16 protein-coding genes and 1 pseudogene are annotated in these 26,191 nt (G+C 58.0%); 6 read left to right on the top strand and 11 right to left on the bottom strand.

All coding sequences use genetic code 11. From position 1 onward, the window contains the following. Window positions 1-120 precede the first annotated feature (120 nt). Entirely contained in the window at window positions 121-4,077 is a 3,957-nt protein-coding gene (locus FHS27_RS28705) for a protein kinase domain-containing protein (protein ID WP_221225469.1), read from the bottom strand. Window positions 4,078-4,388: 311 nt separating this feature from the next. Between FHS27_RS28705 and FHS27_RS28700 the strand changes: the two genes are divergently transcribed. Further along, a complete protein-coding gene (locus tag FHS27_RS28700) occupies window positions 4,389-5,018 on the top strand; it encodes a hypothetical protein (protein WP_184309523.1) in 630 nt (209 codons plus the stop codon). Between the two features lie 708 nt (window positions 5,019-5,726). On the opposite strand, the gene FHS27_RS31285 is transcribed toward FHS27_RS28700, so the two are convergent. Continuing rightward, window positions 5,727-5,987, bottom strand: a complete 261-nt coding sequence (locus FHS27_RS31285) for a hypothetical protein (RefSeq protein WP_184309521.1) — start codon at window positions 5,985-5,987, stop codon at window positions 5,727-5,729. A 50-nt stretch (window positions 5,988-6,037) separates the two neighbouring features. Between FHS27_RS31285 and FHS27_RS28690 the strand changes: the two genes are divergently transcribed. Next, window positions 6,038-6,307: a hypothetical protein gene (locus tag FHS27_RS28690; RefSeq protein WP_184309519.1), complete on the top strand. Its 270-nt coding sequence runs from the start codon at window positions 6,038-6,040 to the stop codon at window positions 6,305-6,307. A gap of 252 nt (window positions 6,308-6,559) precedes the next feature. Here FHS27_RS28690 and FHS27_RS28685 read toward each other — a convergent pair whose 3' ends face one another. Next, on the bottom strand, window positions 6,560-7,099 hold the full coding sequence (locus tag FHS27_RS28685; protein ID WP_184309517.1) for a hypothetical protein: 540 nt from the start codon (window positions 7,097-7,099) through the stop codon (window positions 6,560-6,562). A gap of 879 nt (window positions 7,100-7,978) precedes the next feature. On the opposite strand from FHS27_RS28685, the gene FHS27_RS28680 reads away from it, so the two are divergent. Continuing rightward, window positions 7,979-9,538 carry a sigma-70 family RNA polymerase sigma factor gene (locus tag FHS27_RS28680; protein WP_009093450.1) on the top strand — a complete coding sequence of 520 codons (1,560 nt, stop codon included), beginning with the start codon at window positions 7,979-7,981 and terminating at the stop codon, window positions 9,536-9,538. Further along, complete coding sequence (locus FHS27_RS28675) at window positions 9,538-11,070, top strand: tetratricopeptide repeat protein (RefSeq protein ID WP_184309515.1); 1,533 nt, start codon at window positions 9,538-9,540, stop codon at window positions 11,068-11,070. The genes FHS27_RS28680 and FHS27_RS28675 overlap by 1 nt, the downstream gene beginning before the upstream one ends. 50 nt (window positions 11,071-11,120) lie before the next feature. On the opposite strand, the gene FHS27_RS28670 is transcribed toward FHS27_RS28675, so the two are convergent. Next, a complete protein-coding gene (locus tag FHS27_RS28670) occupies window positions 11,121-15,800 on the bottom strand; it encodes a DUF4332 domain-containing protein (protein ID WP_184309514.1) in 4,680 nt (1,559 codons plus the stop codon). On the opposite strand from FHS27_RS28670, the gene FHS27_RS28665 reads away from it, so the two are divergent. Then, entirely contained in the window at window positions 15,768-16,235 is a 468-nt protein-coding gene (locus FHS27_RS28665; RefSeq protein WP_184309512.1) for a hypothetical protein, read from the top strand. The two genes, FHS27_RS28670 and FHS27_RS28665, sit on opposite strands and share 33 nt — an antisense overlap. 17 nt (window positions 16,236-16,252) lie before the next feature. Here FHS27_RS28665 and FHS27_RS28660 read toward each other — a convergent pair whose 3' ends face one another. After that, the gene (locus tag FHS27_RS28660) at window positions 16,253-18,373 is read right to left on the bottom strand and encodes a site-2 protease family protein (protein ID WP_009093447.1); all 2,121 of its coding nucleotides are present in this window, start codon (window positions 18,371-18,373) and stop codon (window positions 16,253-16,255) included. 61 nt (window positions 18,374-18,434) lie between these two features. Further along, window positions 18,435-19,748: a 1-deoxy-D-xylulose-5-phosphate reductoisomerase gene (dxr, locus tag FHS27_RS28655; protein WP_184309510.1), complete on the bottom strand. Its 1,314-nt coding sequence runs from the start codon at window positions 19,746-19,748 to the stop codon at window positions 18,435-18,437. Window positions 19,749-19,950: 202 nt separating this feature from the next. Here dxr and ftsH point away from each other — a divergent pair, with 202 nt between their 5' ends. Then, complete coding sequence (ftsH, locus tag FHS27_RS28650) at window positions 19,951-22,209, top strand: ATP-dependent zinc metalloprotease FtsH (protein ID WP_184309508.1); 2,259 nt, start codon at window positions 19,951-19,953, stop codon at window positions 22,207-22,209. A gap of 340 nt (window positions 22,210-22,549) precedes the next feature. Here the strand turns inward: ftsH and FHS27_RS28645 are convergent, their stop codons facing one another. The 5 genes and pseudogenes from FHS27_RS28645 to FHS27_RS28630 form a co-directional block, all read right to left on the bottom strand. Further along, the gene (locus FHS27_RS28645; protein WP_246421203.1) at window positions 22,550-23,245 is read right to left on the bottom strand and encodes a hypothetical protein; all 696 of its coding nucleotides are present in this window, start codon (window positions 23,243-23,245) and stop codon (window positions 22,550-22,552) included. Window positions 23,246-23,417: 172 nt separating this feature from the next. Next, window positions 23,418-23,672, bottom strand: coding sequence for a crossover junction endodeoxyribonuclease RuvC (locus FHS27_RS31475; RefSeq protein WP_315854740.1), 255 nt, complete (start codon window positions 23,670-23,672; stop codon window positions 23,418-23,420). Next, complete coding sequence (locus FHS27_RS31470; protein WP_315854739.1) at window positions 23,669-23,992, bottom strand: crossover junction endodeoxyribonuclease RuvC; 324 nt, start codon at window positions 23,990-23,992, stop codon at window positions 23,669-23,671. Before FHS27_RS31470 ends, FHS27_RS31475 begins: the two co-directional genes overlap by 4 nt. A gap of 14 nt (window positions 23,993-24,006) precedes the next feature. Next, window positions 24,007-25,167, bottom strand: a pseudogene (locus FHS27_RS28635) (transposase). 94 nt (window positions 25,168-25,261) lie between these two features. Then, window positions 25,262-25,459, bottom strand: coding sequence for a hypothetical protein (locus tag FHS27_RS28630; protein WP_184309506.1), 198 nt, complete (start codon window positions 25,457-25,459; stop codon window positions 25,262-25,264). Window positions 25,460-26,191 lie beyond the last annotated feature (732 nt).

The following is a 26,191-nucleotide window of genomic DNA, read 5'->3' as shown; positions in this document are numbered from 1 at the left end:
CACTTCGTTGTGACGACATTGCCCGCAGGCAGGCGACTCATTGGAAACCAGCATAGAGCATCTTGCCCCTGCAATGGGGAGTCAGACTGCCGTTTTACAAGGTGGGTTCGATTCGCGGGTTCAGATTTTCGGAAACGCGGGCGTATAAGCGGTGATCATTGCCAAAGGATCACGAATCCCGACCGAATTCATCCACTCGATCGCTTCGGCTTGATGAGCCTCTCCGTTACCGGGCCCGAGCAACTGTCCGTACCGGAATCGCGAGGCGGCGGCGAACAAGTTCATGTCCTGCCTTTCAAGCAGTTCGATGCCCTCGCGGAGTTGCGAGAGCGCACGCGAACGGTCGCCATCGATGTAACTCACCGAGGCTCGCAGAGGTGCGGCCATCGCGACCGAATACGGGATATGTTTGCGTTCCATTTTGCGAAGGTATTTTTTCGCATCTTGCAGCAAACTCGGATCTTGCCGGAGATGAACATAACTCCCCAACGCGCTGCGGACACGCAGTTCGGGAAGCACCACCGAACAAATCTGAGCTTGCAAAATGAGGCTGCGTTTCAACTCACCCCATTCATTGACCATCCTCGCGTGAGCCGAGTCGTATTCACCCGCATAAAGATGCACGCTCGCGCCGCCCATCAGCGCGGTCATGTTTTGGATGTTGTATTCCTTCCTCGACCACTTCGAGAGCGACTCGGCGAGACTTTCGCGTGCCGCACCGACATCACCGTCGGTGAGATGCGACAACGGTGTCATGTAAGAGTGCAGGTTCGCCGCCGTGGTCAGGTCACCGCGATCGAGAACGTCTTCGAGAATTTCAGACGAACGTTCGGACATCTCGCCGAACCGGCCTTCCCACGACATGCACCACAACATGTACGTCGCCGCTTGCCCGATTTCCCATGACGTTCCGGTGCAACGGTCTTTTAGAATGGAGATTGCCCGATCACAACGTGTGCTGCCGGTACGCCATCGACCGGTAAGAAAACCACACGCTCCCTCGGCCAGTTCGACCATCGCATTGATATACGGCAACTCGAGCTGCGCCGCGATCTCGGCCGCCTCATCGATCAGTTTGCGAGAATAACGCATTGCGCCGATTCCGTCGTGCGCCGTGTACGTCGCTTCCCAACAGAGCGCACGAGCGATACTGAACTGGTCCCCGCTCTTGAGCGACAACAGCAAGTTCAACGTTTGGAACGCGGGCGAAACGACAATGTTCTTGGTCCCCATCCCCGCCGAAGCGGACCACGTGACATTGATCTTGGCACGTTGGGCGGCCGTAATCGCCGACTCGGCATCAAACCGCGTCCCACGTAAACGTAGTTTCAATCGCCGCCACAACAACAGCGAGAGAGCTTTCTTTTGCGAGTTCGGCAGTTGCATTCCGACCCGTTTAAGAACACGGTCGAGAACCTCGCGGCCTTCATCGAGATGCCCGCCGGCGCAGAGTTGATAGGCGGCTTTGCGTTCCAAATCGATGCGTGGCAAGCCGTCGGTCAGCTCGGCCGCAATCAAATACTGAGACGCCGACGGATGCGGACGTCCCGCGTTCGCGAGCGTGTCGCCGTACTTGGTATACAACGCACACGCGGTTTCACCCTTTGGGGCATGTGTCGTCAAAGACAAACGGTACAAGTTCGCGGCACGATCGAACGCGAGTGCCCGCGCGGACTCGTCAGCCGCCGCTGCATAGAACTTCGCCGCTTCTTCGTATTGATCCGACTTGTGCAAGTGAACCGCGATCGTTTCGGTATCAGCGTTGTCGGACTGCCGCAACGATTCCGCTAGGGAAGCATGGCAGTTCTTGCGTTCCAAACTGGGCAGGTGCAACACGACGCTTTCGCGAATCCGGTCGTGAAAGGTTTCGACCTGATCGATCAAGCGTGGCCCCGTACTGCGGATCAACCTTCCGCCGCGAAGATCGCGGAGGGCTTTGATCAACGGAAGGTCTGAACCGGCCGCGCGATGAGCATCACAAATCGGCGTCGGCTGTCCGGCAACCGAAATGACCTCGAGCAGTTTGCGAGAGGGTTCAGGCAACCCTTTAATCCGGTCCCACAGCACGTCGTCGAGGTTTAGTTCGGAGGCGTCCGAACCCAAATCACCACCGGCACTGACGTACGTCACCAATTCGTAAACGAACAAGGGACTGCCGTGCGACTCCTCAACGATCCAATCGATCGACGCTCGCATCGTCGGTGACGCGTCGCGCAGGAGTTCTTCGGCGAGGCTGCGTGTTTCCGTGGCGGTCAACTCCTCGACCGGCATCACGGACTGCTGCATCATCGGGTTGGCCTGCTCATCCAACGCAATCAAGCACGGACTCGAAACGATGTATTCACTCCGATAGCTCAGCACGACCAGCATCTTGGGCGCGTCGACCGGTTGCAGCAACTCGGCAAGCAGGTTTGCACTATCGACGTCGCCCCATTGCAGGTCATCGATCGACAACACGAGATCGCATCGCTGGCCGATCTCTCGCAGCAATTGACCGAGGGCTCCGAAAGCGCGACGTCGCAATTCACGCAGGTCAGGAATCTCCGCCGTTCTCGTGTCCGCGCGGGCCACCGCATCGACACGCTGCAGCACAGGAAAGATGCGTGCCAACGCGGCGATCGATTCAGGCAGCCACGTGACGACCTCCTCTTCGGGCAATTGCATGAGATACCGAGCGAGCGCATCGACGAGACTGTCGACGGCTTTGTACGGCACCGATTCCTGCTCGTAGCAGCGTCCGGCCAGCACGACGGTGTCCGGTGCGAGTTGAATCCGTTCGAGGAAGTGTTGCACCAACGCCGACTTCCCCGCTCCCGATCGACCGTGCACACGAACCACGGTGGTGGAGCCTTGCTGTGTTCGTTTGAACGCGTCGTCGAGTCCATTGAGGTGGTCAGCCCGTCCAACGAACGGAAGTTCAATGGGACCGGAGATTTCTGCAGCTACTGCCGTCGGCGGGTTCTCGGGAGCCAACCGCGCTGCGATCTCAATCCCCGACGGACGGTTCTTAGGATCACGCTGCAGCAGATCAACGCACAGGCTATCTAAATCCTCAGGAACGCCCTGCATGATCTCCGACGGTGCCGGGGCGTCTCGCGTTTGCTTGTCTCGCAACACGGCATTGCGAGGTCCGTCGAACGGCAATTGTCCCGTGATCGCTTGGAACAACATCACACCGACCGCATACCAATCCGTGCTAGTCGTCAGCCTGCCAGCGGCGGCTTGCTCCGGCGCCATGTATTTTGCCGTGCCCGTGATGCGACCGCTGATCGATTGATGAGAAGGCGCGGACGATTCGTGAGCCGCCTTCAGACTGCTTGGCTCGTTCGACTCCGGCGACGGCTCGTTCGCTAACTCTGCAACCAATCCGAAGTCAAGCAAGACGACGCGTCCAGTGGAGCGAACGAATACATTCGCGGGTTTCAAATCGCGATGCAACTTCCCGGCGTCGTGGAGAGCGCAGACCCCATCGACGAGTTGCCTCATTGACGCGCGAAGCCGGTCATAAACATCGGCGGATAGCGGCGCCAAACGAGGTGCCGGAGTCTCTACCGGTGCATCGCAATTGAATGTGTCGTCGCTGTCGTTCTCGTGCCCCGATTGCGTGTCATCGTGTCCTTCTTGCGTGTCCTCGCTCGCTGCCGACGTCATATTCATTCGATGGGTAACATCGGGGCTCGTCGCATTGTCTTGGCGGCGTGTCGGGTCGGACGATTCGACCGAGAGTTTTCCGTCGAATTCCTCCGTCGCGATGGCGTCCGCACTTTTGATCGCCCGCACGTGCGTATAAAAATCGACCGCGTCTTCGGCCAACTCCATCGTGAAGAACCAATGCTCGCCATCGGAAACGAGTTCGTAGAGCGGCAACAGGTTGGGGTGAACCAACTCGGCGAGCGAGCGAAACTCGTTCTTGAAGTGGTACAGCGACGAGGGATCGATCTCCCGGATCGTCTTTAACGCGACGAACGTATCTCTCTCGCGATCATACGCCTTGTAGACAACCCCCATCCCGCCACGACCGATCACTCCCCTCAATTCATATCGATGCGTACCGAGAAATTCATTCACAGGGAGCATGCGTGCACGGGAAAACAGAGGCGAGAGAGAAATAAGGGTAAACCCTTATCCTATTGATTTTGATTCTAGCCCCCTGTGTGACATATAATAGCCCCCCAACTAACCGCTAGTGTCGGGCGAACATTGGGAATCGGCAAGTTTTGATTAAATCGATCTCATGTGAGCCAGGCCGCCATAAGGCGGACGTCGGCATGAAAGCGAGCGGGCTCTCTTGACGGCAGCGGGGCTCGATCCGTAAAGGGGAGTGGTGATCGGCCAATTCGATCGTATTTACTCACCCAAAAGAACGGACTCTCAGCGGTTACCAACAAATGAAGCGTCACATTCTCAGTTCCGGATGCGTGCTCACGTTTATCCTGGTTTCATTGCAAGCCGGTTGCAGCAAGCAAGAGACGGCACAAACCGCAGCCCCCGACGCGACCGCCGTTGGCCAAAGTGCGCCGCAGGCGTCCGAGGCGGAGGCCGTGGTGAGCCATTTTCTCGATCGGATTCGCCGGGGCGGTGAAAACCACAATGCGATGGCGTTGCTCACCGACCGGGCTCGCTCGGAGTTGAGCCGTATCGGGCAGGTCGTCCAGCCCATCGGATCGCCGGACGCCCATTTCAAAATCACCCGGAGCACCCCGATGCCAGTCGACGAAAGCGTCGCGGGCGAGGGATTCACCGGTCGGCTGGTGCACTGCATCTGGACGGAACCGGCCGTTCGCGATGCCTCAGGTGCCGCCGTCTCTGCGACTGAAAGCTATCAAGTCGTCTGGTCGGTCGTGCTGCAGAATGATGGCTGGAAAATCTCGGGACTGGTTCTCGAAATGAGTGCCCAGGAACCACCATTGATTCTCGATTTCGAAAATGGAGAACACATGGCAAAAATCCTAGGTGGACAACCCGCTGAACAAACCGCCGCATCGCCCGCTCAGGCGGACGCTAGCGAAGTGAGGTAAACTCGAGTCGATCCCGTCGACTCGAACTCGGACCTAACACGTCATTTAGCTCGCCCCGAGACAACCCAAAGTTGGGTCTCGGGCGGGCTTTTTTCGTGGATGGGGGTCCCAGCGTGCGTTGAAACGCTTTTTCTTGGCTTTTCCGGGAGGCCATCGACCTCTAGTCGGCCCTGCCCTCGCTCGACCTCCTGCCGAGCGAGCGTGTACCGAATGTTCTCGGAAACGCGATATTTCGCTAAATGCGGGAGCCCGTCGCTGCGAAACCGGCTCTCTAGATCACCTGCGAGTCCTATCAGGCTGTGGCACCGGAGATTTCTGGAGGCGGGAGCAGGGCGGAAAGGCTAAGCCGAGTTGTCTATTTAGGTGGTCTGGGCAATTGACATCGGTGGCGCTGAAGTTACTGTAGGCACGCATTGAGAACAGAATTGAGTGCGGAAGCCGTTGTGGCGACTGCGATCCCGACCGGGATTTGCCTGTTCCTTTTCAGGTCTCGTTCGCAGCGTGCGATCGGGTCCCGTGACAGAAATTACGGAGGTGCTCGATAGCACCTCATTTGTTTTGTGTGTGCGAACCTCAGATCGCACCGAAAACTCCGAACCTTTTGGGAGAATTAGATGACTCGGAATTTGGTGAAAGGAACGGCCGCCCTTGCTTTGGTCATGGCCGCCTCTTTGACGTTGAGCGCACCGGTACAAGCTGGTGGTTTGTTCAAGAAACTTTTCGCAAAGAACAACTGCTGCGAGCCAACTCGTTGTGGCGGTGGCGGATTGTTCGCCAAGCTGCGTGCAGTGAAGGCAGACGATTGCTGCGAGCCAGTTTGCTGCTGCGAACCAGCTCCAGAACCATGCTGCGAACCAGCACCTTGCTGCGAGCCAGCTCCGGAACCATGTTGCGTACCAGCTCCTGAGCCGTGCTGCGAGCCAGCACCAGCACCTTGCTGCGAAGCCGCTCCTGTCGTTGAAGCAGCACCTTGCTGCGGTGGCGACGCCTCGGTAGTAGTCGAATCGGCTCCAGTCGAAATGGGTGTCTCCGTCAGCAGCGAAGGTTTCGACCTCGCTCCAGGCGAAACACTCGTTCCTGGCAGCGTCACGACCGGCGAAGCCGCCGCTGCTCCTGTTGCTGAAGAAGCCGCTGCAGAGGAACCTGCCGCCGAAGCTCCTCCAGCTCCCGCTGCTGACGAAGCCGCCGACGCTCCTGCCGCTGGCGACGCCGTCCCTAGCAGCAGCGACGAAGAAGCTGCTCCGCCAGCTCCTCCAGCTCCAACGCCAGATGCCGCAACGGACATCTAATCGCGTCTCTCTTTAGAGAGAGCACACCAAAACAAAAAACCTCGCGTGATGAAAATCATGCGAGGTTTTTTAATGCTGCTACTAGAGATTGACCTTCGGCATCTCCAACGCCGAGAACGCCGCGATGGCCGGCTTCAGACGGGTCTACCAAGTGTCCTGTAGTCGCTGTCGATGACGACGCTCAAAATGGGTGAGAAATTGCCGCATTGGCCCAGGAGTCTTTATCCAAGTCGAGGATCCGTCAAATTCCGATCATGCGGTTTCCGCACGGGGCTTTCGCCCCACGAAAATCGCTGACACAAACGCCAATGCCGCGACACCGACGAACGCCATTGTTTTCTGTGCCCAGGCTTGTTTTCGCAGTTCGATCGTGCGGTATTCCAAAGGCGTGGGGATGTCCACACCGTATTTCGTGATGTCTTCGAACTCACGAATCATTTGGGCGGAACTGGATTCGGCGTAGGATTCCTCCAGCATTTCAAGGTGCCGCTCCGTGGTGATCGGAACCTCGATATTAGACCAATTGACGCCACAAAACGCGGCTCCAAGGAGGCACACCAGGCATACCAACCCGAGTCCCGCGAAGGCCATCGATCGTCCACCGGAGAGCCCCGCGGCGGTGGATGCGGCACGCTCCTGCGACGTCGGCTCGGCCGACGGTAGGTTCCGCAGCTCGCCGAGTTTGGGAACGGCGATGGTCTCGTGACACGCTGAGCACGGGATCTCCCCGCCCGCCTTGGCAGTAGAAACCTCGTTGATTGCCTCGCACTTGGGGCATGTCAATTGATACATCGTCGAACCTGAACAAAAACGAGAAAAAAACAGTAATGAAGGGTGGCGAACGTTGGTTGGAGGAGGACGTCCCCCCCGGTAACGCTCACATTTAGCGGGTGTGACGGGTAGACCCAAAGCTCCGACAGACTAACATTGCGATGTGCTGAGGTTAACACACGACCAGTCGCTCCCGTCAGGTGCCCGCGTTGCGATCGCCCGACCGGACATTCAAAGATGATTCGCGACAACCACCACAACGAACTGTTGTTCGTCTTCGCAACCCAACCGGAATGGGTTCGCGCCACCCAACGGTGCGTGGTTCCTCAGTTTATCCAGGATGGTGTTTGAAAACCAATTACCCGTTACGCCATCACGGTGAGATTGTCGCTTGCACAATCGCATCTCACTACGACTCAAAGGGCGAAAGGTTTTCAAATAATGGGTCGTTCTCTTTGTTCACCGAAGCAGCTTTTCCTTGGGCTATCATTCTCGCATTCCAAAGGCACAGCTTTCGGAAACGATACGTTCGATAGGACCGGGGAGTCCAGCCAACCGGAATGTTTTTCCAATTAAGAAGGTCATTCAGGCAGGCAGGCATGTGGGTGCTAAGTTGATAGTACCAGAAGATTGATCTGCAAAACGCAATGAAGAATTTAGGGGTAGGATTTCAGCGTTGAAGTAGTTTCATTCATCGACGCCTGCAATCTCTCGCAACACGACTCGTTTTGGCGTTTCGTCGAATTACACTCGGGCTCGAATTACCCGCACGTAGAAAACAACAATAACGAGATGTCTTCAGACGTCTCAGCATGAACGGTGAATAAGTCCAGGTGGAACCCTGTGGCGAACCTCACCTGAAATATGAAATAGACACACAACCTTGAAGGAGTTGATACTTTGTTCGATCCGATGATGGATGATTTTGACGACGTTTCGGCAACAAACACCGATGTCGTTTCAGGCGGTTTCCGTAAGCTTCCCGTTGATGACAACGAGGACGATACGGGCGTCAATGTTGCTGACGTTAGCGACGGTCAGGTGCAATTGGAAAGCCCTGATGAGTTGATCGCAATCGATGAATCGGAAACTTGGTCGGACGATCCTGTTCGGATGTATCTCACTCAAATGGGCGAAATCCCATTGTTGACTCGTCGCGAAGAGATCGAACTGGCAAAACGGATCGAAGAAACCCGTCGTCGCTTCCGTACCAAATTGCTCGAAAACCACTACGTTCTCGTCGAAGCGTACAAAACGCTGAAGAAGGTCTACCGCGGCCAACTGCCTTTCGACCGTACCGTTCAAGTCAGCGTGACCGACCGGCTCGAGAAAGAACAGATCGTCGGACGTTTGCCGCACAACCTGCGTACCCTGCAGACTCTCCTGAGCCGCAACCGTCACGACTGGAAGGTCGCGATGAGCAAGAGCACGCCGGCACGTCGCCGCGCCGAAGCATGGCGGGCACTCGCACGTCGTCGTCGTCGCGCCGTTCGCTTGATCGAAGAACTCGGCCTGCGGACCCAGCGGATCGAAACACGTATCGCGATGTTGGAGAAGTTCTCGCGTCGTCTCGACGAAATCGATGCCCTGATCCGCGATCAGAAACGCACCAAACACGGCCGCGAAGTTCGCGATCAATTGCTGCACGAACGTCGTCAGATCCTGACTGCGTGCCAAGAGACCCCGACTTCGTTGCGTAACCGTTGCCAAATGCTCGGTCGCGTTTACAGCGAGTACCAACAGGCCAAACGCGAACTCAGCGAAGGTAACCTTCGTTTGGTCGTTTCGATCGCCAAGAAGTACCGCAACCGCGGTTTGTCGTTCCTCGACCTGATCCAAGAAGGCAACGCCGGCTTGATGCGTGCCGTCGACAAGTTCGAATATCGCCGCGGGTTCAAGTTCTGCACCTACGCAACCTGGTGGATTCGCCAAGCGATCACGCGTGCCGTTGCCGACCAAAGCCGTACGATCCGGATTCCGGTTCACATGGTCGAAACGATGAGCCGAGTGCGTAATGTCGCTCGTGCGTTGTTGCAAGAACTCGGACGCGAACCGTCGATCGAAGAAACCGCTCGCTGTGCTGACGTGACGATCGAAGAAGCCCGTCGTGTTCTCACGATGAGCCGCTTCCCGATCTCGTTGGATCGACCGGTTGGCAACAGCGAAGACAGCCAGTTCGGTGACTTGCTGCCCGACGGAACCGCCGAGAGCCCGCAAATCGGCGCGACTCAAGAGATGCTTCGCCAACGAATCACCGGCGTGCTGAAATCCTTGTCCTACCGCGAACGCGAGATCATCAAACTGCGTTACGGTCTGGGCGACGGCTACAGCTACACGCTCGAGGAAGTCGGCCACATCTTCAAGGTCACCCGCGAGCGGATTCGCCAGATCGAAGCCAAGGCGGTTCGCAAACTGCAGCAGCCTAGCCGCAGCCAAGACTTGGTCGGATTCTTGGACTAATGCCATCAATTGGCGAAGTTCTTCAGCAAGGCTGGCAGATTCACCAAAGTGGAAACGTCCCCGCCGCGATGCAATTGTATCGCGGCGTTTTAGATCAAATCCCGGACTCTGCCGAAGCGTGGGTGTATCTCGGGATTGCTCAGTTCGATCTGCGAGATTTCGCCGGATCGGTCGACTCCTATCGACGAGCGTTGGCTATCAAAAGCCAATTTCCGATCGCCTGGAACAACCTCGGTAACTCCTTGAGGATGCTGGGCGAAATCGAGGAAGCGGAAAACTGCTTCGCGAAATCGCTCGAGCAACAACCAGGCTATCTCTCGGCACTGAAAAACCGTGGCACCCTGTGGGTCTGGAACGGTGACGTCGAGCGTGGCTTGAAATGGTACGCCCAAGGGCTCGAAATCGATCCCAAGAATGCAGAACTGCACCGCAATCTCGGTGTGATCTCATTGCTGATGGGCGACTACCAACGCGGCTTTGCTGAGTTCCGTTGGCGCTGGCAAATGCCAGGCGTCGGCCGACCTGCCGTCGCGGAAGCATGGCGAGTGACAGGCATCCACGTGCCGGTGTGGGCAGGGGAACCGCTCGCGAATCGCGTCGTGGCGATCTATCCCGAACAAGGCCTCGGCGATGCGATCCATTTCATTCGCGTTGCGTCGGCGCTCAAAGAGGCAGGGGCAACGGTCATTGTGATCTGCAACGAGAAACTGATCCCGCTGTTCTCATCGGCGCCCGGGGTGGATGAGCTTGTCGCGGATGTGCTGCCGGCCGCAAACAGTGGCGACGTTTTGAGTGCCGGAATGTCGATGCTGCACGGCAGCCTGACTCAAGCGGAATTCCAAGGCTCGTTTCTGGAAATCCTCGACGGGCTCTACCAACGCGACCAGCAAATGTTTTTCGGCGAGTCGCTGTTTGCGGACGAAGGGTCCACGTCGAATGAGATTGCGATAAGCGAGCACTCGAATCCGTCGCGGGTCTCCGGATACCTCAACGTGTCAGACCTATCGATCAAGCACTGGGGCGATTGGCTCGCATCAAATCGCCCGCAGTCGGCGAGCGACGGGGCACCAAAACCGCTGATCGGAATCAACTGGCAAGGCAACCGTGAGCATCACGCCGACGTCTACCGCAGCGTTGAGCTAGAGGTACTACGCCCGATCGTGGAGTCCAATGCGTTCGACATCGTCAACATGCAGTTCGGTCACGGGATCGAGCAACTCGACCAGGTCGACTTTGCCGCCTCGATCATCCGACTGCCAAACACGCTCGATCAATCCACCGGGCAGTTCATGGACACCGCAGCGGTGCTGTGCAACCTCGATGCGATGGTGACGACCGACACGGCAATCGCGCACCTCGCAGGAGCCCTCGGCGTGCGAACACACTTGCTGCTAGGACGGGTGCCGGACTGGCGATGGCTAATGAGCGGCGACTCAACGCCGTGGTATCCCAACACCGTCATCAGCCGGCAATCCGAATTCGGAAACTGGAACGAGCCGGTACAAAAGATAAAAGATCGTCTGCTGGCCTAATCGGTCAACAAGACGATCTTTGATCGTGCGAATGCTTAGAAGGCTGCCGCTTAGGCGGCCTTGAGCGGTCGATGCTCTGAGGCATATTCGATCCACTCGGTGACTTCTTCGAGGTCAGGCAATTTGCCTCCGCGAACGATACGCTTGCCTTCGTTGGAGTGGGCGATTGTTTCAACGGTCGCGAACAGCGAGACGGGCTCGCTGCTGGCGAGTTCTTCCGGTGTGGTGACGCCCGCAGCGACGAGAAACTGTGCGTCGTGCCCTCGCATCATCGGCACGCGACATACCAAAGTCGCCTGTTGTTGCCACTCCAGGACAGTCGCGGCATCGATTCGGCGGTGACTAAGTCCTTCTGCAATTTCTTCAGCATCGGCCTGCAACAGATCGTCCACGGTGTAGATACCGATCTTGTTTAACCGTTCAGCCATGCGTGGACCGATCGATGGTGCGTCGACCACGTCGCTGGCTCGTTCGAGATAGAACTTGAGTACGCGTTCGCCAGTTTCCGTCGATTCGCTCGACCGACTGCTGTAGCTTTCGCCGCGACCGCTTCGTTCGCGACTATCACGGTCGTATGAAGAACTGCGACTCGACTCTCGGTTGGTCCGATTACTCTCCGACGCGGAACTGCGGATGCCGGATCGGTTTGAGTCACGGTCACCGCCTTCGCTGCGAACGGTGCTACGGCTTTCTCGTTCGCTGCGACTCGACCGTGTTCGGTCACGATCGGAACGCTCACGATTGGATTCGCTACGGCGACGGGACTCTCGCTCACTGCGAACGCGGTCGCGATCCGATGACGAACTCGAGCGGGAACTGTTCGATGACCGTGAGGATCGCTCTCCTCCGTTCCGCGACGACCTTGAGGATCGGTACGAACGTGAGGACGACGTTCCGGCAGCACCACTTGAGCGATTCGATTGCGAGCCGCCATCGTAGCTGCTGTCGTAGTCACGGGCGAGTTCGTCGAGGTCGCTCACAATGCGATCAGCGCGACGTTCGACTTCGACTTCATATCGCTCTTGATCGAAATCATCGTCGGTCAGGTACACGTCGTTGTTTTCGACGTAACGCGTTCGAGGCGTCGATTTCGAGCGTGATGTGGATTCGTAGGTTGCATCACCGTCTTCGCGGATCACGCGAGTGCGGACTCGGCGACCGTCAACGGTACGCGAACGGGTGTAGGTATGGACGCTTTGGTTCGCCGACGCGATCCAACTGGTGATGCGAGACAACTCGTAACTTGTGCCGGACAACAAGATGCGTTGCCCACGCTCGGTAGCCAAGAAAGTCTTCACGCGATCGAGCAGATCGGTCGGATGAATCGCGGCCAATTGAGCTGGATCCGTGATACCGCAACCCACCAGGACGCGAGCATCGAAACCACGCAACTGCGGCACGCGGCACATCAATCGACATTCCGATTGCCAGCGACGAACCGTCTTGGCATCCACTCCCGCAAGGCCGAGGGTGTCGGCGAGGCGATTGCTGTCTTGATTCATCAAGTGAGTGATGTGCGAAATCCCGATTCGGCGAAGCCGTTGTGCAGCGACGGCATCGATCGAGGGTGCGGCATCGATGGGGCTGTCGACGGTCAGGAAGAACGGAACTTCGGGAGTGTCCGTTTCGCCCGGTGCGTTATGTCGTGCAGTCAAACTCTGCGAAACCAGCTGGCCCGCGGCCGCATGCCGGACTTCGGTGGTCTCCGAAGCGACCGGATACGTTGAGCTTTGGTCGGAGTAGTAATAGCCGTCGCGATAGGCGGCACCGGCTGCGGGCGTGTCGGTCGCGGCCGCACAGTACGACGCTTCGTCGCGAAGGCCGGCGCTGTCACGCCATGCTCGATCGAACGCTCGGTTGACCGAACCGGCGTCGGTCCAATCCATTTCATTCGATCCACCTTGAGCGGGCATGCCGTCAACGTTGATCGCGTGAGGGCCGGTATAACGATCGTGGCGTTCGCCATCGCGCCAAAGCGGACGATGCGGGTGCACGATCCGTTGCGTGTGCAGGGCAAAGTGCCGAGCCCCAGATCGACGCAGCACGTCGGCGAGGGGAGCGTGTTCGGTCAGCACCAACAGCTGACGACCTGCGGCAGCGTAATCTGCGAATGCCGAAGCAATCGTGTCGCCGCTAATGCCTTCGCGAGTCCAGTGCTGATAGGCTTCCGGGTGAGCGGCGTGATGACACCCGTCCGCGGAATACGATTGCGGATCGCGTGCGGCAAAGATTTCGCGATGCGTTTCGAGCACGAGCGGAATCGCGTGGCCCATACGGCCGAGCAATTCGCCGGCGGCCATGCGAGTCGCCAAACAAGCAACCGCACGAGTGGCTGCGGTCACATTGCGTTCGTCAATGTTATCGATCGAAACGTTCACGCGTCGACCTTCGGCACGTCCGCTTACCGCAGCGTCACGATAGCGTGCTGCTTCACCGGTGGTCGCGTCGAGCGTGGTGTAAGGGTCGGTCGCGGTTGCGGATACGGTCCACCGGATCACACGATGCTGACCGCCCGAAAGACGAATCAACCAGCGACTGGCGAGTTCCGCGAGAGACGACTCACGCCGAGTGACGGGACGATAGCGGTTAAGTTCAGCGATAATTTCTTCGCGGCGTTGACGCAAACGAGCGATCTCGTCGTTCGGCACGGCAACAGCGACGGGACGCGAACGCAGCGACCGAATCTGAACGTCGATTTCGCTGAGCCGTTGATTGCAACGCGAAATCTCTGCGTCCATTGATCGGACTTCGGCACGCAGCGACTCCGACTGGCCTTGGTCAATGCCCGTGTAAAGCCCTGGAGTTGCGTAAGCACCTGGGACGGATCCCATACCGATCGGGTAAATCGGATCAACGATCGGAAGATATCGCTGCGAGTGACGCAGGGTCGCGGTTTGATCAAGGACACGACGCAGTTCGTTTTCGATGCTGGCGAGCTCTTCGTTCGCGGCGCGGCGTTCGCTGACCCAATCGAGTTGATGACCGGAAAGACCGGCGAAGTCACGCTTCCAATTGCCGTGTTGCGAGGCGAGCGAATCGACGACACGCCGACGGTGGACCATCAGGTGGTCGAGCGACCGTGTCAGTTCAACGATCGTCGAGTCGAGGTGAGAGGCACTCAAGTAGTCGCGTTGGCGAAGTTGATCTCGGACACGGCGAAGCGAGGCTTCGATGGTTCCGCCGCGTTCGTTTTCGTAAATCCACGTGTAAGGATCTGCGGTGCGTGAGTCGATGGTTGCCCCAGGCATATCGAATCGCGAAAGCAACCAATCGAGATGCCGGGTGGTGGCTTCGATTCGCATCGCGAGATCATCAACCGGTCGCAGCGATTGATAGGCATGATTGTAGAAATCGCCCCAAGGCCGGTCGCTGCGGTAATGATCCATCGCACGGACAAAATGATCGTACCGGCGTCCACGCATCCAACTGTCGTTGAGCCAGTCGTACGAATCAACGTGCGGCGTTGCCGATCGCATCGTCGCACCGAGCAGGTCACGCAATCCACGAACATCAGCGAGCACACGGCGAAGCGAAACGATTTCGCGGTCCGCTTGCCGGATGCGATTCTGCAAGTGATCTGACGACGTCGTTTGCCAGTGGCGTGGGAGTGTGTAATCGGATGCATGGAGATCGAGCCCACCATGCAGCGACGCGTCATACGCAGAGCGTGAGTGGGACTGCGAATCGAGCTCGGCAATCCAGCGCTGTAGCTCCGCGGCACGCGACCGCAATGAATCAGCACGTTGATGAAGCACGCGAAGACGAGGTGCGTTGGCGTCCCATGTCCCGGCAGAGGCGGCAACGGTCGGGTTGTAACCGGGCTCACCGTAACGTGCGTCGATCGGTCCAAACGGACTCGTGTAAGGAACGACCGGAGCGTGGTAGTGACTGCGAACGCGAATAGCCGCTTCGCGACGCGCGACCAAATCATCTCGGCGACGAACACATTCGGCTCGCTCGAGGCCGAGCCGTTCAATGTCAGCACCGACGGTTGCAGAAACGTGCTCGTCGGAGCGATAGCGTTGTGCGACCGCGTTGAGCTTAGCCAGTTCGGCTTCGACGTCCGCGAGTTCGCTGCGGAGTGTTCGGCGGTGTTGATCGTCGCGGTCACGATGATCGTTGTCGGCCAATCCGTACTGAGCGTATTGGGCGGTTTCGTTTTCGAACGGCAGGCGAGCGAGGTCTTCGCGATCGAGCCCCGCGGCGACGCAGGACGCAACCACTCGCGAGACGCTGCTGACGGTAGTGTCGACCATCACGCCATCGACGATGGATTCGGGAATGCGGATCCCGCCAAGTGACCGTGACGCGAGCGACGATCGATACGAGGATGCCGTTTGCGATGCAATGTCCGCACGGAACGCCGTGTCGCGGTGGAGATCGTTGGCGGCGGGTCCGTCGAACCAACCTTCGGTGTAGCCGTCCCAAATCCCAGCCGTTTCGCTGCGTGGTTCGAACTCAACGCTGCGGCGACCACCGGGGGTGCCGTCTTGTTCGCGGCGGCAGTGAATCCAGCCGTTTTGGTCAACCCAAACGACTCGCCCGGCCGATCCGCTCAGCATTCCGCGGGGATATTCACGATCGATCAGTGAGTCGCGAACGAATCGACAGATCGCAGTCTTGCCGGAACCTGGAGCACCGACGAGCACGTTCAAGTGGTGCGAAAGGGGGCCTATTTCGACTCGGCTCAACGGGCCATGACTGTCGATTTCAATTCGATCCAACAACATCGTGCAAACGCTCCATTCCTTGGGTGCGAGCGACCGACGCCTCAAAATGGGCCGGCCGACATTGGCGAAGGTTCTGGGCTGTCCTGCTCAGAGCGGGTTCCTGCGCCGTGTTTATTTCCAGCGGGAACTTTAGCCGAATTGGGGATTTTTCCGAAAGGCCGAAATCGTGAAACTGAAATCAGCCGTTCGGCACTCCAGTTTCACGCCATTCCAGCGGAAAAAGCGGCATTTCAGAGCCCCGCAATCCGCCACCCGCCAAACCAGGTGGTGAACAAAACGGAATTTTTTTCACCCGATCAAAAGCCAACACACCGGCACGCAGTGATTCACGGCAGCAACATGCCGGCCAATGACCAGGCCTCAAAAGGCCGCAACGCTAACCAACACGCGGCCCACCACCCAACAACAGCAGCAACCAACAACAGCCAGCAGTAACCTGCAACCTGCCCCTACTACAGGTGCAAAATGTCATTCGCGAACACAAAGATCATCAGCGCCAACAACGCGAGCACTCCCGCGAAGGTGAGCCGCATCTCCAACGCCTCGTCCAGCTTCTTGCCACGAATGGCTTCAGCGATCAAGAACAGCATGTGCCCTCCGTCGAGAGCCGGAATCGGCAAGAAGTTCAGGATCGCCAAGTTCATGCTGAGCATGGTCAGGAAAAGCAACTGCGCCGAAATCCCACGTTCGGCTTCGTAACTCGCCATTTGAGCGATGCGGATCGGACCACCGAGGAACTTCGCTTGCACTTTGCCCGACACCAGCATGCCGAGGAACCGGCCGACGTTTTCGAGGCCGCGGATTCCTTCTCGCAGTCCCAAGGCCAGGGCGTTGCCGAACGAGTCAGCGGTTTGAATCTGTTCGACGTCGCTGAAGTTCAGACCTCGTTCGTACCAATTGCGACCGGACGTTTGCACTTTCAGCGTTGCTTCGATGACCGATCCTTCAGGCGGGCGTGTCGCCTTGACCAACACTTCGCTATCGACGGGCAGGACCTGCACCGTTTCCATCAGGATTCCCAGCGGCATGGTCGCACCGAGTTCCCACCCTTCAGTGAGTTTGGTCATGGTCGCTTCGCCGAGTTGACGAGCCAATGCGTCACGTGCGGCTTGATCGGGGAAACGGATTCGCACCTCTTTCACTTCGTCGCCGGCCTGCAACGGGCTGTCGCTTTGCGTGACCGATTCGACGATCGTGGTCGGGTTGTACGCCAAACCGAGCGGAGTGCTGGCCATCGTTTCGCCGAGCTCAGAAACAGGCGGCTTGGTCTGAAAACCTTCGTTCGGCGTGACGGTGATTGTCTTTGTTTCAGCGGAGTCACCACTGCCGCGCTGCACCGTGAATTCAACGTCTTCGCCCGCAGGCCATGACCGCAGCAAGAGCGTGTATGCGTCGATGGACTCGTCACCGTTGACCGCAACGATCTGATCACCGACTTCGAATCCGGCGACCTCGGCGGGGCCGTCCTTTATCAGTGAGGTGATTTTTCCGATACGGAAACGAATGCCGAAATCCTTCTCTGACTGTGGCGCGAGGTTGACAGTGTTTTCAGTTCCGTCGGCTCGCAATAGCGTCAGGCTGATCGGTTCGGAAGGTTGGCTGTAAATCTCGTTGAGCAATGGCGCAATCGGCATCATCGATTCGCGGTCGACGGGGGTTCCGTTCCATCCGATGACCTGGGCTCCCGCGTCGCCATCGGTCAAGACTTCAGCCGCCGAACTGCCGGGCATCGCGTAGATCGATCGCAGCAAATTGCCGCTAATCGGCCCGTGGATACCGATCATCCGCAGGCTCGGTTCGAGCGGGTGCGGTTGCGGCATCAGCGAGTATTCACGCGATTCTTTCCCGTAGGAAAAACGCACCAGGATCGGTTGGTCGGGTTTGTCCATTCCCTCGGTCATGATCGCGGTCTGCATTTTGGTGAAATGCATCTGATCATCGTCTTCGGAATTCGCGATCGACGTCACCAACCCACCGGGTTGAACACCCGCGGTCCATGCGGCGCCGCCGGGCGTCACGCCACCAACGATCGCCGGCGTGTAAGGCACACCATAGAAGTAAGCGATCGCGGCAAAGAGGATCCCGGTGATGACGTTCATCACAACACCAGCACTAATGATGACCATCCGCTGCCAAACGGTTTTGGCGGGATAGCTTCGTGGGTCGAGTTTGCCTGGTTCGCCGTCCTCGCCGCCTTCGCGGATCCGCTTGGCTTCCTCTTCGGCTTTCCGAGGATCATCGTCCTGGCCGAGCATTTTGACGTAGCCGCCTAGCGGGATGATCCCGATCCCGTACTCCGTCTCGCCGTAGGTGAACTTACCGAGCGTTCGTGGGAATTTGATCGGCCCGAGTTGTAGCGGCACGTCGAAGCCGACGTAGAACTTTTCACACTTCACGCCGAACAGTTTGGCGGCGAGGAAGTGCCCCAATTCGTGGACGAAGATGACCAATCCGATGCCCACGAGCACCTTTGTCCACAACCACGTGCCGCTCAGGAGCGAGGCGAGGAAACCGGGTTCATCGGTCGCCGCCAGGAGCGAGGCGAAGAGAGAAAAATCAGACAGCAATGACATAAGGAGTGGCTACGGCGAAAATCGGGAGGGCAAAAATCAGGAGAGCAATGACGAGATACGGTTACGCGACGGAAATGGTTTCGGCGAGTTGGGCCGCTCGTTGGCGTGACCATGTGTCGAGTTCGAGCAACCGGGCGAGGCTCGGGGCCGACTCATGATTGTGGTCTTGCAGCGTCTGTTTGCACAAACGGGCGATGTCAGTAAAGCGAATTTTTCCGCTCAGGAACAGAGGAACCGCTGTTTCGTTGGCCCCGTTGAGCACGACGCCGGCGGTCCCACCGACGCGAGCGACCTCAAATCCCAGCTCGAGTGCCGGGAAACGCTCGAGATCGACCGGAATCAGGCTCATGTCCCATCGTTGGGTCCGTTCGAGCGGAGGAGCGGGACACGGAAGACGATGCGGGTATGTCAGAGCGTACTGGATCGGCAATCTCATGTCGGGAGGGCTCAATTGCGCAATCACGCTGCCGTCCTCGAATTCGACGAGTGAGTGAATGATTGATTGCGGGTGCACGACGACCTCGATTCGATCGGCCGGCACGTCAAACAACCATTTCGCTTCGATGATCTCGAGGGCCTTGTTCATCATCGTGGCTGAATCGATCGTGATTTTCTCACCCATGTCCCAGGTCGGATGATTGAGCGCCTCGGCGGGCGTGGCTGCATCAATTTCTTCACGCGATGAATTCAAAAATGGGCCCCCGCTCGCGGTCAGAATCAACCGCCGGACGCCCGGAAACGCGTGGTTCGGCGATCCAAAATCGCATCGCCCGTTCGCTTCCGCGGTGGCCCGCGAGTCATTGGCATCACACACTGGTTGGGACGCGGATCTGGTCGACGCGAGACCGCGAGCTTCGGCGAGGCACTGGTAGATCGCCGAATGCTCGCTATCGATGGGCAGCAATTCCGATCCACTGCTCGTCGCTGCCGCGGTCACGACCGGACCCGCAATCACGAGCGTTTCTTTGTTGGCGAGCCCCACGCGTTTGCCGGCCTGCACGGCCGCGAGGGTCGATTCCAACCCGGCCCGTCCCACGATCCCGGCGACAACAGTGTCAACCTCTGGATCCGTCGCCGCACGAACCAACGCGTCGGCTCCTGTATCGAGTTGGCAGTGTCCGGTGAGTCCCTGACGCGAAATTTCTTCTTCCGCCTCGGTGATTTTTTGTCCATCCGAAACGACGATCGTCCGCGGTTTCGGCGATGCGGCTTCAGCGGACCGCACGAGCTCCTCGATCCGGCTGTGACCGGAAACCGACATCACACGCCAACCTGCGTCGGGGGCGTGCCGTTGAAGGTTCGCGACGACATCGAGCGTGGCCGCACCGATACTGCCGGTCGCTCCCAGAATTGCGATCCGGCGTCCGTCCGTCATCTTTTCACCTTCTTTATTTCTAACAAAAACCTTGAGTGGCCCGTATGATGCACAAGCAGCCCCGGAATCACAATCCGGATAACCGATCCAGTCTCACGGCGGACGACGGCTGGACGGTCGCGAAACGGCTCACGGTGGCCAAAAACCCCGTGCGCCGGTTAACTTTGGTCTTTTCGTCCCTTTGCCTTTTCAAGCGTTTCGAATGAGTGACAACCCGAAATCTTCACGTGGATCTTCCGAACACCGTGGCAGCGGCAACATCTGGTTTGTGCTGATCGTGATCACCGTCGCCGTGCTGGTGAGCGCATTCTTGGTTTCCGACGACCGCAAACGTCTCGCGTACCCCGATCTCAAAAACCTTCTCGCCCAAACTGCCCAGCTTCGCGAAGCCGCCCAAGAACAACGGACGCAGCCTGTCCCTGCAACGCGCACAGTGAACGATGAACCTTCCAAATCATCAGCCACCGAGCCCGATTCGACCGGCGAGGTCCCCTCACCGAACGCATCCGACACGGAAACGCCATCGACTGACGTAGCGTCCGCTGCAGACCCTGAATCCGCAAACGAAATCGCTCCCGCCACGAGCGTTGTCAAACGTGACGGCGTCGCCGTGGCCAGGATTATCGTGCCTGGCGATGACGGTAAAGTGTCTTATGAATTCAGTCGCCCCGCGGATATCCGTGTGGCGGATGATCGGATCACCGGAAAAGTCGACTACCGGCTGCTCACGGGCCGACCGAGCGATGCGAACTTGAAGCCGACTCGGGTCGAATTTTTGACAATCCGAGGGTACCCCAACGACGCGATCGCAGCGGACTTCATCGCGCTGCTCGAACGATCCGGCGTGTCGTGGGACAACGATCGCCCCAGCCGTTTTCTCGAAAACCACTGGCCGGAATTACTGATGATCGGCGTGCTGATCGCGTTGGGCATCGTGATGCTGCGTCGCATGGGCGGCGTCGGTTCACCGATGTCTTTCTCTCGGAGTCGCGGAAAGCTGTACAGCGAAGATGATTTACCGACAACGTTTGAAGACGTCGCCGGAATCGAAGAGGCCGTCGACGAAGTTCGTGAAGTGGTCGATTTCCTCCGCAACAGCGAAAAGTACCAATCCCTCGGCGGCCGCATTCCCAAGGGCGTGCTGCTGGTCGGACCTCCGGGCACCGGGAAAACGTTGCTCGCGCGAGCGATCGCAGGCGAAGCGGGCGTGCCCTTCTTCAGTCTCTCGGGGAGCGATTTTGTCGAAATGTTCGTCGGCGTCGGTGCGGCACGTGTTCGCGACATGTTCACCCAAGCCACCAGCCGCGCTCCGTGCATCATCTTCATCGACGAACTCGATGCACTCGGAAAGAGCCGCAGCGGTTCGACCGTGGGCGGTCACGACGAACGCGAACAAACGCTCAACGCGTTGCTGGTCGAAATGGACGGGTTCGGATCAAACTCGGGCGTGATCGTGATCGCCGCGACCAACCGTCCCGAAACTCTCGACCCCGCACTGCTGCGTCCCGGTCGTTTTGACCGTCACGTGCTCGTCGATCGTCCCGACGTTGCGGGACGTGAACAGATTCTGTCGGTGCACGTGAAGAACGTGAAGCTCGACGAATCGGTCGAACTGCGCCGCATCGCGTCGATCACGAGCGGTTTTGTCGGAGCCGATCTCGCGAACCTCGTCAACGAAGCAGCGTTGCTGGCCGCACGCAACGAACGGCCTGCCGTTGGGATGGAAGAATTCAACGACGCCGTCGAACGAGTCACCGCGGGACTCGAAAAGAAGAACCGCGTGATGAACGAAGACGAAAAGATTCGAGTCGCCTATCACGAATCCGGACACGCGCTCGTCGCCGCGGCACTCCCCAACACCGACCCGGTGCACAAAGTCAGCATCATCCCGCGAGGACTCGCCGCGCTCGGTTACATGATGCAGCGCCCTGAGTCGGAACGATTCTTGATGACCAAGAGCGAACTCGAGAGCCAGATGAAAGTCATGCTGGCCGGAACGCTCGCCGAAGAAATGATCTTCCAAGACATCAGCACCGGGGCCCAAAACGACCTCGAGCGTTGCACCGAAACGGCACGCAGCATGGTGATGGATTACGGGATGAGTCGGATCGGCCGGATCAATCTCCGGCGCAGCACGCGGTCACCTTTCCTGAGCAACGGCGGCATGGGTGAGTACCAAGTCGTGCACAGCGAAGAGATGGCGAAGATGATCGACAAGGAAGTCTCTCGAATTGTCGAAGACATGCTCGTCCAGACTCGCGAGATTTTGCAACAACGTCGCGAAGTTCTCGAAGCCGTCACACAGAGACTCCTCGAGGTCGAAGCGATCGACAGCGAAGAACTGATGCGACTGATCCGCGAACACAGCGCAGGCCCCTGGCTGGTTCCAGGTACGGTCAACGAAAAACCGAAGGCCAAAATCGTGCCACGCAAAACCGACGACAGCGTTCAGTCGAGTTAAGCCTCCGCTCTCAACACGCCAGCACCGCCCCGACACTTCCACCGCCGAACATAACTCGACAACGGAAGTGTCACAGGATCAACAGCAACGCCGTCGCGGCATGCCGCCAACAGAGTTGCTAGCGAACAGAATCCGCTCGGGTAGGCTAAAACGCCGAGCGGCTATCCCGACCGGCGGCAACAGTAGAATTGCCACTTATGAATTGGGAATCGTCCATCCGACGCGTTGATTCCCAAGTCGCGAGCCTGCTGACTGGCCCCGAATCGAGCTTTGCATGATCAGGGACCAGAATTGATTACAACTGGCCTCGGAATATCAATCAACCGAACGGCCTGAAGCCTTAACCTTGGTCGTCCGCGGGTGCTTCGCCTTCGATCGCTTCATCTTCTTTAGGGGTGACGGGAGGCGTTTCGGCGGCCACCTGTTGCTGCCGTCGTTCTTCCTCACGTTCTTTTCGCTCGTTGGCGAGCTCCGAATTCGCTTTCGCGAGATCGTCTTGGCTGGCCTTGAGCTGCTTTCTCAATTCGGCATTCTTCGCCTGCATGTTCTTCCTGACATTGGCGAGTTGCTGCTGCAGGTTCTTCTGCTGCTCCTGAGCGGCATCTTGCGTTTCTTGAGATGCCATCTCCGCCGCAGCGAGACTGGCCACCGCCGTGTCGGCTCGCTGAGTTTGAGCAGCCAACTTCGCTTTAACGGACGCCATTTCTTCTTGCATCGAAGCGATCGTTTGGTTGGCTTCGTCGATCTTCGACTCATTCTCGGCGAGCGATTCATTGGCGATGGCGACCTGCTCTCGCAAAGCGACCAACTCCGTTGTCAGAGCGACGTTCAGCTCGCTTGGGTTATCAACACTCCCCATATCATGAGCGGACATGCCGCCCATCGGCATGCATGACTCTACCGGCGCCGACGCACACGTTGGCTGGCTCTGACTAGAGGGACAACAAGTGACTTTCTGAAAGCAGTTACCGGCGATTGCGGGGGACGCAAAGGAAATGGCCATGGCCAGCACGGCCGTCGTGCGCATCTTCATCATGGGAGGGACTCTCAAAGGCGGGGGAATGGGGTGGGAGCGACGCAATGGGCATCGCCTGATCGTCTCTTACCATCCTAATTGAATCGAGTGCCTCTGCAGCGAAAACCGCTATCGAATTTGCCTCTGACACCCCAGAAATGAGGAAGGCAAAGCAGCCGCGTCAATTTGTCGCTCAAACGCTCAACGGATTGCCGGTGAGGCAGTGCCCGGTGAGGGCGATGGCCATGGCATCAGCGACTTCGTTTGGTTCAGGGACATTTTCGAGCCCAAGCTGCAGCTTCACCGCTTGTTGCATCTGCGTTTCACTCGCGCGGCCATTGCCCGTGACGACTTTCTTCACACACGTCGGCTCATAATTGGCGATCGGCAATCCGGCTTCGCCCGCGGCCAAACAGATCACACCGCGAGCGTGCCCCATCAGTATCACGGTTCGAGGTCGCTCGTAGTGCGAGAACAATTGCTCGAGAACAATTGCGTGAGGGCCATCGCGTCGATCGGATGGGCCGCGATGACTTCACGCACCCCATCGCTGAGCTCCTTAAGACGAGCCCCCAGCCGATCGCGAGCACGGCTGCGAATCACCCCCGCTTCGATCAGCAGAAGGCTGCCACCGTCGCGGCGGATCACCGCGTAACCGGTCGCGCTGAGCCTCGGATCGATACCTAATATGCACTGGGCAACATCGGGACGATCGACTACGTGCTGCGTTCCCAACAACCAGATGGTGGGTGTTACGAGTGACAGCACGAATGGCACAAGCCTCAAGTAAAGCAGGCTGATGCCGCCGCCTGACCTGAATAGTGATGCTTGCCACATCGCTCAGCATCCTGGCGCATTGCGGCTGGAGACCCCACGCAGATCGATTTCCCAAAATACCTCTGCCACTCCCATACCAAATCACGCCACATCGATGCGTCAATCCCGATCTGGCTCAGCGTCGTTGCGAGCGATTTTGGAAGCTTCTCCGACGCTTCGGCAATGCCCTGTTTTGCAGTCCAACGGAGCAACCGAAGATAGTCACGGATCGACACATGCAGAAACCCCTTATCGCTCGCTCGCAAGCCATCACGATTCAATTCTGCGTCAGTGGACAGTTTTTCCGGCGATAGCGTCAAAGGCGCCAGCCAAGCATCACGACGAATTCGCTTCCCCGTTGGATTCCGCTTCTTAGCCTTCTGCTTGACGCGAAGCTCATCGACAGGCGTTTCACGAATTCGCTTTGCCGCCTCTTCGGTAGGAACTGCCTTGAGGTCGAACGCAGCTGAGTCAATTCGCTTCCCGTGACCGGCTTGGATACGATCGAACGCCGAGGTGTGCGGCGCCTTCTCGGGATCCGACGCCATCGCCGCACGCACCGGGTTCAAGTCGACGTACATGCTACACGCGAGCAATCCCGCCTCATCAACAATTCGTTGGGCCTTGAAGCGCCCCTCCCAAAACCGACCGGTGCATTCATCTTGTTTGTTGGCCATCCGAGAAATCGGTTCCGCCAACGACCGCATGAACCAAGAAATATCTGACATTCACTGACGAATCTCCGCGATTCGCTCGGCGTTTCCCGCCAGCGTTTTGACCTCATGTTCGGTCGGCTCGGCAAGATGCTCTTCCATCCTCCGGCCAGGAAACACTCGCAGCCAGCGAATCGCAACCTCCCCATCACTCCAGCTAGCCACAACGTCAGGCCGATTGCGCAAAATCACGTGCAAGTGATTGCTCATGACAGCGTAAGAAAGCACATCGATACCAAAAACCGACGCAAGAGCCTCCATTCGCCGGCGAATCCACTCCTTGCGGAACGAATAATCCTTGCCTGACTCACGATCGACGCCAGCCAGAAACGCGCGGCGCACACACCTCTGAACCGCATGCACAATGCATATTTCACTGTTTGCAAACTGCTCTTCTCGTTTCGGCCTGGGCATACGTCAAATCCCGAAAGGGTGTCCTGATTACAAAGACCAACCTAACCAAAAACCCACCACTGTCAACCGGATGGTGGGTGGCACCGTTTAATGGTTAGATGTCCGCCATGAATCCCGCGCGAGCGTGTGGGAGCCAGGCCGCAAACGGAATCTCAATTAGCATCAATGGGATGACAGCGAGCAGCAGGATTCCGCTCGGCGGAAGCAGGTGCGTGCTTTCCGGTATTAGCCCAATCGAAGCGTAGAGCAGTGAAAAACAAAGAGCGCCAACAATCGAAAAGGGACGTGTCAAATTGAGAGGCTCCTCGGTGGATGTAACGGTGGTCGTCAGCGGGCACGGCCAATGTGCTTTCCATTTGTAAACGCGTTATGCCGTGCTCCGTTGCACGACATGGTTACCCGGATCGATGTACGATTGACCTAGACAGCATAGCGACATCCAACGCATCGATCGTCATCGTCGATCTCCATATCCTTACTGCAGATTGAGCAGTAGTAGGTTCGCTTACCATCAACGGACACGTCTGCAAAATCTGGTCGAGGTTTCGGAGCAAATGCCCCGCGCTCACTTGCAATGTCATTCGTCCGAATTGCGAATCCAAATCGGCGGGCTAGAAACGCAAAAAACTGGAAGGCAACAAGCCCGCCTACGGAGTCTCGCAAGACAAGTACCGGTAGAGCTGGCGAGCGATCATCGCCCGTCGAAGATCGATAGGCAAGTTCCAGACCAATTGAAGCCATTGGCAATGACACGCATATCAAGGCGAGGCACTTGCCTGTTGCAGTTAGCGTGGACCCCTCAGTCTTCATTTCGATTCCTTTCAAAGCGTGTATCAGCGGTCAATTCGGGTAACGACCAGGATCACCGGGCGGCGGCGACACGGCAACCACTTGTGAAAACTAGCCACCGCCGCTCCGTGTGCATCCGTTGGTTCAAGTAAGCCGCTAGCGCGGCGGTTTTGTATTGGTGGTGGAATGGACGCGTGACGGATTGTTGGAAGCAACCTTTCAGGAGGAGCTGTTC

Origin of the sequence: Aporhodopirellula rubra, assembly GCF_014192335.1 — a bacterium.
Classification (GTDB): Bacteria; Planctomycetota; Planctomycetia; order Pirellulales; family Pirellulaceae; genus Rhodopirellula; species Rhodopirellula rubra.
Note: the sequence above shows the minus strand (reverse complement) of the source record. Positions and strands in the feature narration are given on the sequence as shown.

What these genes read in the sequence shown, in the direction of transcription:
- FHS27_RS28660 (WP_009093447.1), bottom strand. Translation starts at nt 18,373, where the DNA reads ATGTCATTGCTGTCTGATTTTTCTCTCTTCGCCTCGCTCCTGGCGGCG.
- FHS27_RS28645 (WP_246421203.1), bottom strand. Translation starts at nt 23,245, where the DNA reads ATGATGAAGATGCGCACGACGGCCGTGCTGGCCATGGCCATTTCCTTT.
- dxr (WP_184309510.1), bottom strand. Translation starts at nt 19,748, where the DNA reads ATGACGGACGGACGCCGGATCGCAATTCTGGGAGCGACCGGCAGTATC.
- FHS27_RS28685 (WP_184309517.1), bottom strand. Translation starts at nt 7,099, where the DNA reads ATGTATCAATTGACATGCCCCAAGTGCGAGGCAATCAACGAGGTTTCT.
- FHS27_RS28670 (WP_184309514.1), bottom strand. Translation starts at nt 15,800, where the DNA reads ATGTTGTTGGATCGAATTGAAATCGACAGTCATGGCCCGTTGAGCCGA.
- FHS27_RS28705 (WP_221225469.1), bottom strand. Translation starts at nt 4,077, where the DNA reads ATGCTCCCTGTGAATGAATTTCTCGGTACGCATCGATATGAATTGAGG.
- FHS27_RS28690 (WP_184309519.1), top strand. Translation starts at nt 6,038, where the DNA reads ATGGGTGTCTCCGTCAGCAGCGAAGGTTTCGACCTCGCTCCAGGCGAA.
- FHS27_RS28675 (WP_184309515.1), top strand. Translation starts at nt 9,538, where the DNA reads ATGCCATCAATTGGCGAAGTTCTTCAGCAAGGCTGGCAGATTCACCAA.
- FHS27_RS28700 (WP_184309523.1), top strand. Translation starts at nt 4,389, where the DNA reads ATGAAGCGTCACATTCTCAGTTCCGGATGCGTGCTCACGTTTATCCTG.
- FHS27_RS28665 (WP_184309512.1), top strand. Translation starts at nt 15,768, where the DNA reads ATGACTGTCGATTTCAATTCGATCCAACAACATCGTGCAAACGCTCCA.
- ftsH (WP_184309508.1), top strand. Translation starts at nt 19,951, where the DNA reads ATGAGTGACAACCCGAAATCTTCACGTGGATCTTCCGAACACCGTGGC.